Below are 6572 nucleotides of genomic sequence, written 5' to 3' on the forward strand. Positions count from 1 at the left end.
TTTTTTCTTATGGTAAGGTCAGTCTGGAAATAGGCAGGAAGCCTTGCACTTTTGTATTCCCCCCAGATTGCCTTATATGTATCACTTCCTTTTACAGAGCCAGTAAGGGGTGTATAGGGATTTCCCGAATAATAGGTTGTTTTCATCGTTATTTTCCATTTTTTGGTAAGGTTATAATTTAAAACCAAAGAGGCAACATGTGGTCTATCCTGGTCGGTTGGGTATAGCTTCAATTCCTCAACCACAGAATATGTTCCATATTTACCCGGGTCTTCCTCCCGCTTTGCTTGGGAATAGGCATAAGAGAACCAGCCATCCCATTTTCCTGCCTCCTTTTTCTGGAAGAAAAGCTCAATACCCCTGCTATAGCCCTTTCCCTTATTTAGATAATTCTTTTCTTTATCATAAAGGATAAGCTTACTAAGGTCTGAATAATATGTCTCAAACTTTATCCTCATATCACTTCCTAAATCCCTTTCATAGCCCAAAATATACTGCCTTGAGCATTGGGATTTTAGCTTTGGATTCCCCTCTTTCTCATCAAGCAAATAAGAATTCATCGGGTATTGGGAATACTCTCCAATGGATTGCTTTATTCTTCCACCTCCTATAGGAAAGCAGATGGAAAACCTTGGGGAGAAGACCCCCTCTTTGGTAACATTATTATTTTCATACCTCATCCCATAGTCAATGATTGGTCCAAAACCACTATACCTATCCCAAAGGTATAGCCCATAATAATCAGTTGTTTTCTGGTAGTGATATTCCTCTTTGTGCTTTACCTTTGTCCAGGTTCCATTTACTTCCTCTATTGTGGGAAAGCTATAGGTATCATCCTCCTTGCCTTTGTTTCGGTAAGCTAGTCCTCCTATGTTTAGCTCATGGTTTCCCTTTTTAATGGTAAGGTCATTCCTTAAGGCTGTGTCTCTAGAATCTAAATCTCCACTAAAGGGATAGTCAGGGGAATAAAACCTGAATTTTCCCTTATCAATTAGATAGCTCAAGGTAAGCTCATTGGAAAGGCTTGGGCTAAATACCCTCTTGTGATTTATGGCAAATATATCCTTTGTATATTTATAAAAGAAGTGTCCTCCTTCATCATCTGGAGAGCCGTATCCCTCCTCCATCTTCATATCCATCCCCTCTCCGGTTCTCACAATACTAAAGGAGAGCTTATCTTTATAGGTTGGCTCATAATAGAGCTTAAGGTATTGGTCATCAAAGCTGGGAAGGGCACGACCCTTTTCACCGCCAAACCACTTTACCAAAAGGTCATAATGTGTTCGGTTTGCCGAAAGATAATAGGACAATTTATTCTTCTTTATTGGTCCATCCATTTGAAATGCCATTGTGGTGGGAGAAAGCTCTAATTGCCCCTTTCTTTTTTTCTTATCCCCCTCTTTGTAATAGACATCAATTATTCCACCCAATGCCTGATTTCCCTTGGCTGGATAGCCTCCGGCATAGAAATCAACCTTTTTTATAAGGTCGGTATTAAACATCAGCAACATACCGCCCCATCTGTATGGCCAAAAGATAAAGACATTGTCTAATAAAAATATTGTCTCCATTGGATAGCATCCGCGGATGTATAATGCACCCGAGAATGCCCCTGGGGTAACCACTCCAGGCAGGGTCTTTAATGTCTCGGACAAATCTGTAAAGAGAGAAACCGAGCTTTTTTCAACCATAGAAGGAGAAACCTCCTCCTTGCTGACAATTGGCTCTTCTTTTACAGGCTTCTTTTCTTTGATCACAAGCTCCTCGCCGGTTACGGTAATGGTTTCACTCCCTGCATTGCTAAAGAGTAAGCAAAGGATAAGCAAAAATGCCCTTTTCATTTTAAATACCACTTTGTAATCTGATTTTATTTCTTTCATTCTATAAAATAAGACCCATTATCCTTGGTAAATATTCTATGTTCTTTCAATATTACACGGGCAAAATCCTTTGGAAAAGCAATTGAGGCGATTATAATCCCGGTTAAAATAGCTTAAGCATCCTTTAGCTCCTCCCTTGCCCTTGCCTCGGCAATTATCTCCATATTTTTTATCTCCCTTTTCATCCAGCGAATACTAAAGAGATAATGGGGGATTATCCCGATAATTCCCCAGATTAAAATTGGCCAGAAGAACCAGATTGCATCCTTTGCATATAGGAGATTTATAAAGGTAAATATGGTATTAAAGCAGAGATAGGAAAGGAGGTGGTGGATAAACCCCTTTTTATTCTCCTGGATTACCAGCTCCCGATAGGCTTTCTTATAGCTTTCTAATATGTCCATTTTCTTACCTCATTAAGATTCCATACCTCATATCAATAAAAGGCATCCAATAAGCTATCCCTCTAATACCCTTGATTATCTTTAGCAAAACACCCTCCTTTTCTATTGTCTTTAGGATTACCAATTCTGTAAAATAAGGGGGTGCCTCTTTTATCCTTATTTTTCTTAAAATATCCTCAATCTCTTTATCATTCATTGTAGATTCTTTTTTAAAGCCCCTTTTGCCCTGAATAGCCAGGTCTTTACCGTTCCTATTGGTATATTCATCACCTTAGAAATCTCCTCATAAGATAGGTCTTCTTGATACCTTAATCCAATTATTGCCCTATATTCAGGGCTAAGCTTTCCAACTGCCTCCTCAAGGGAAAGCTTAATGTCTGGGTCATCCTCAGAATATGGAATAATCTCTGGGTTATCCTCAAGCCTTATTTCTTTCTTTTTCTTTCTTATTCTATCGATGCATAGATTATGTGTAATCCTAAAGAGCCAGGCTTTAAAATTTGTTCCCAGCTTATATGAGGACAAGGATTTATAAACCTTAACAAATGCCTCTTGGGCACAATCATTTGCCTCATCATAATCATAGAAATAATTATAGGCTATATTATACACCCTATTTTTATACCTGTTAACAATCCTTGCAAAATTCTCCTTATCCTTCCTTGATAGAATAACCAGCTCGTCATCCTTTCTTTCATCCACTTTCTAAAAATAAAACGCACAACATCCCAAAAATGTTTCAATTTTAATTATAATCCCATTTCTTTTTTGCTATCAAGTTATTTACTTTACAAAGTCTATCCAGATTTCTTTTGGCTTTATCAATCCTTTTCTTGCTAGCGTTTGACAATCTTTTACCTTTCTCAAATTTGTATTGGGATAAAAATAAAATGTCATCTTTCCATATTATAAATTCTGGCTGGTCTTCGTTTATATTATAAACCTCCCTAAACTTCTCAATCAAATAATATTCACTTCTCTGCACAAGGCTATTTTGCTCCTTGGCGTAAATCATTAAGGGAAATCTTCCTCTGTTTGTAAGCAATCGTGCCTCCAACCACTCCTCAATGCCTACAACCCCATAGGTTGCATCTACTGGCTGCCACTTATTATCAAAATAAGCCTCTACCCAAACATGGTTATTGTGATTCATCCCAATCGGAGCATCACCAATCAAGCCAAGTATCTCTTTGAAAACACCAATAAACTTATTGGCATCATAATTTATCTCATCAACAAATCTGGCAGGTATCTTTTTATGGGTAAGCATGAAAACCAGTAAGGCACTATGGTGATAACAATTACCCCTCTTTTTTTCAAAGAATTGGGACAAAGTTTTATACTTGGGATTTCCAAAGGTAGAGCGAAAATTGTTGTGTATCCAATTTACAATAGTCTTAATTCCTTCCTCGTCTGATTTGGCATCTTTAGTCAGCTCATCTACCAAGGCATTGATTCTGTTCTTCTCCTCTGGAGTATCTTGCTGGGTAAATTTTTGAAACCAAAAGAGCTCAATTGCTGTAACAATGGCAACTATACTAAAGAATTCTTTCATATTTTCTCTTAAAACACATGACGACATTCATAACCTTTAGCCTTTAATCGTTTAGCCAATTCTCGGGACAGATTCATAATTCAGCAAGAATCTCACCTATACTCAAAGAAAAATGGTAGAATCATCCCTTAAGGCTGTATCCTTAAAATCTATATCCCCTTCCAAAGAATAATCAGGGGAATAAAACCTGAATTTTCCCTTATCAATTAGATAGCTCAAGGTAAGCTCATTGGAAAGGCTTGGGCTAAATACCCTCTTGTGATTTATGGCAAATATATCCTTTGTATATTTATAAAAGAAGTGTCCTCCTTCATCATCTGGAGAGCCGTATCCCTCCTCCATCTTCATATCCATCCCCTCTCCGGTTCTCACAATACTAAAGGAGAGCTTATCTTTATAGGTTGGCTCATAATAGAGCTTAAGGTATTGGTCATCAAAGCTGGGAAGGGCACGACCCTTTTCACCGCCAAACCACTTTACCAAAAGGTCATAATGTGTTCGGTTTGCCGAAAGATAATAGGACAATTTATTCTTCTTTATTGGTCCATCCATTTGAAATGCCATTGTGGTGGGAGAAAGCTCTAATTGCCCCTTTCTTTTTTTCTTATCCCCCTCTTTGTAATAGACATCAATTATTCCACCCAATGCCTGATTTCCCTTGGCTGGATAGCCTCCGGCATAGAAATCAACCTTTTTTATAAGGTCGGTATTAAACATCAGCAACATACCGCCCCATCTGTATGGCCAAAAGATAAAGACATTGTCTAATAAAAATATTGTCTCCATTGGATAGCATCCGCGGATGTATAATGCACCCGAGAATGCCCCTGGGGTAACCACTCCAGGCAGGGTCTTTAATGTCTCGGACAAATCTGTAAAGAGAGAAACCGAGCTTTTTTCAACCATAGAAGGAGAAACCTCCTCCTTGCTGACAATTGGCTCTTCCTTAATGGACTTTTTCTCCCTTATCACAAGCTCTTCCCCGGTTACGGTAATGGTTTCAAAGAAGGCTAGCAAAGGAAACAAAAGAATACAAAAAATTCTTTTCATTTAAAATTTCCCACTCCCATAATAGATTTAATAATTGTTTCTATTATTTCAATAAAATTTTTTGCCTTGTTGCACCAGGGACTAACTTCTTCAAGATTAAACTTAACAAAATCTCCATAATCTCCCTCCTGTCGATTATGAAACAAATTGTCATAAAATTTACCATGTTCTATTTTAACAATACCAGTCTTTACAAAGTGCTGGTGAAATAATGAACGCACGCCACTATGTTTGGATGAAGAAAGATCTTTAGTCAACAATAAAGCAGAAACAGCATAGAAGCAGGCATAATAAAGACGATTGACAAAGGTATTGCTATGTCCCTTTTCTAAAAGGATATTAGCTTCTTCAAGGGCTTCATAGGCTCGTTCGAGCCGATAGAAAATCAAGGTTTTCATTTCTTGTATCATATGACAACACCCTCCCTTTCAACATTCTTATGAAGTGGCATTATACGATACAGAGGAGTGTCCCATTGTTGCTTGCTATAAACTATTATAGATAAAACTTTTTCTGTCTCTAACTCTATAGGATACAACTTATGGTAAATAATCTCTTTTTTTTCAAGGCTTACTTCTCCATCAATCAAAATAAGGAGGTCATAGTCAGAATCATAGGAAGCCTCTCCTCTTGCTCTGGAGCCATAGAAAATAACTTCTGCAGAGGGTTCTGTTCTTTTAATTGCCCTACTACACCTCATCAACAATATTTGCTCCTCTTTAGATATAGTTTTAATCTCGCTTAATTGTTTCATGTGTTTAATTGTATTACCCAAAAAGCTGATATTTACACACTTTAAGTTTTTCTTTCAATACTTCCCGGCTTTGATACCAAGATAAAGATATGGAGAAGATAGGTCTATCTCCTTTTTTACAATCTTTTTCATTTGATATATTTTATCTTCTATCTCAAAATATTGCAATAACCAAAATTTGTAATCGCCTAATTATAAGATGAGACACAAAAGAGGGATAAAATATTCGATTTCAAAAATTTTATCCTAATGGCAACAAGAAATTTTTGTCAAGTGAGTTCCTTTCCTGTTGTTGACATACTAAGGGTTCCATGTTTTACACCCTTTACTGCCTTTAGGGTATTTGATAGTTCCTGTATTTTTAGAGGAGAGCCTTTTACAGCAATGATTTCAAGGCAATTATTATGGTCAAGGTGGATATGCTGTGATGAGATGATAATATTACCAAAATCGTGCTGAATATCCATAAGGCTATTTACTAGCTCCCTTTTATGATGGTCATAAATTATGGTTATTGCACCTGCTGTCTCTTTGTTTTTGTGCCATTCTTCTTTTACGAATTCAGAACGCATCAAATCAGCAATCGCTTTTGAACGGGTAGGGTAATTTTTCTTTTTAATAAGAGAGTCAAATTTTTCTAGCAATTCCTTCTCTAATGATACACCAAATCTAAATAACATCTTGCTTTTTTATTATTGTAGTATAAACAAACTTTTTTGTCAAAACATATTCTTAAATTTTTCTTGACATCAGGATAAAGGGAATTATATACTTTTTTTAAAAATTTTGGAGGTAAAATAATATGGCAAGACAAAAGTTTGAAAGGACAAAGCCACATCTTAATGTGGGAACAATTGGTCATATTGACCATGGGAAGACAACCCTTACATCTGCTATAACAAAGGCATTGGCAAACAGAGGGTTGGCAG

General features: G+C 36.9%; 10 protein-coding genes. 1 reads left to right on the forward strand and 9 read right to left on the reverse strand.

The annotated features are described in order from the left end of the window. The 9 genes from AB1630_09325 to nikR form a co-directional block, all read right to left on the reverse strand. Window positions 1–1880 (reverse strand): TonB-dependent receptor plug domain-containing protein (locus tag AB1630_09325; GenBank protein MEW6103991.1); only part of this gene is annotated, 1880 nt, incomplete at its 3' end. Window positions 1881–1993: 113 nt separating this feature from the next. Further along, a complete protein-coding gene (locus AB1630_09330; protein ID MEW6103992.1) occupies window positions 1994–2284 on the reverse strand; it encodes a 2TM domain-containing protein in 291 nt (96 codons plus the stop codon). Window positions 2285–2288: 4 nt separating this feature from the next. After that, window positions 2289–2480, reverse strand: coding sequence for a hypothetical protein (locus tag AB1630_09335; protein ID MEW6103993.1), 192 nt, complete (start codon window positions 2478–2480; stop codon window positions 2289–2291). After that, window positions 2477–2986: an RNA polymerase sigma factor gene (locus tag AB1630_09340; GenBank protein MEW6103994.1), complete on the reverse strand. Its 510-nt coding sequence runs from the start codon at window positions 2984–2986 to the stop codon at window positions 2477–2479. The genes AB1630_09335 and AB1630_09340 overlap by 4 nt, the downstream gene beginning before the upstream one ends. Window positions 2987–3029: 43 nt before the next feature. Continuing rightward, complete coding sequence (locus AB1630_09345) at window positions 3030–3866, reverse strand: transglutaminase-like domain-containing protein (protein MEW6103995.1); 837 nt, start codon at window positions 3864–3866, stop codon at window positions 3030–3032. 75 nt (window positions 3867–3941) lie between these two features. Further along, the gene (locus AB1630_09350) at window positions 3942–4889 is read right to left on the reverse strand and encodes a TonB-dependent receptor plug domain-containing protein (protein ID MEW6103996.1); all 948 of its coding nucleotides are present in this window, start codon (window positions 4887–4889) and stop codon (window positions 3942–3944) included. Beyond that, window positions 4886–5287 carry a HEPN domain-containing protein gene (locus AB1630_09355; GenBank protein MEW6103997.1) on the reverse strand — a complete coding sequence of 134 codons (402 nt, stop codon included), beginning with the start codon at window positions 5285–5287 and terminating at the stop codon, window positions 4886–4888. Before AB1630_09355 ends, AB1630_09350 begins: the two co-directional genes overlap by 4 nt. An 8-nt stretch (window positions 5288–5295) precedes the next feature. Beyond that, on the reverse strand, window positions 5296–5643 hold the full coding sequence (locus tag AB1630_09360) for a nucleotidyltransferase domain-containing protein (GenBank protein ID MEW6103998.1): 348 nt from the start codon (window positions 5641–5643) through the stop codon (window positions 5296–5298). A gap of 269 nt (window positions 5644–5912) precedes the next feature. Next, a complete protein-coding gene (nikR, locus tag AB1630_09365) occupies window positions 5913–6323 on the reverse strand; it encodes a nickel-responsive transcriptional regulator NikR (GenBank protein ID MEW6103999.1) in 411 nt (136 codons plus the stop codon). Window positions 6324–6445: 122 nt separating this feature from the next. Between nikR and AB1630_09370 the strand changes: the two genes are divergently transcribed. Beyond that, window positions 6446–6572 (forward strand): GTP-binding protein (locus tag AB1630_09370; protein ID MEW6104000.1); only part of this gene is annotated, 127 nt, incomplete at its 3' end.

It is taken from the genome of bacterium, from assembly GCA_040753555.1.
Taxonomy (GTDB): Bacteria; UBA9089; UBA9088; order UBA9088; family UBA9088; genus JBFLYE01.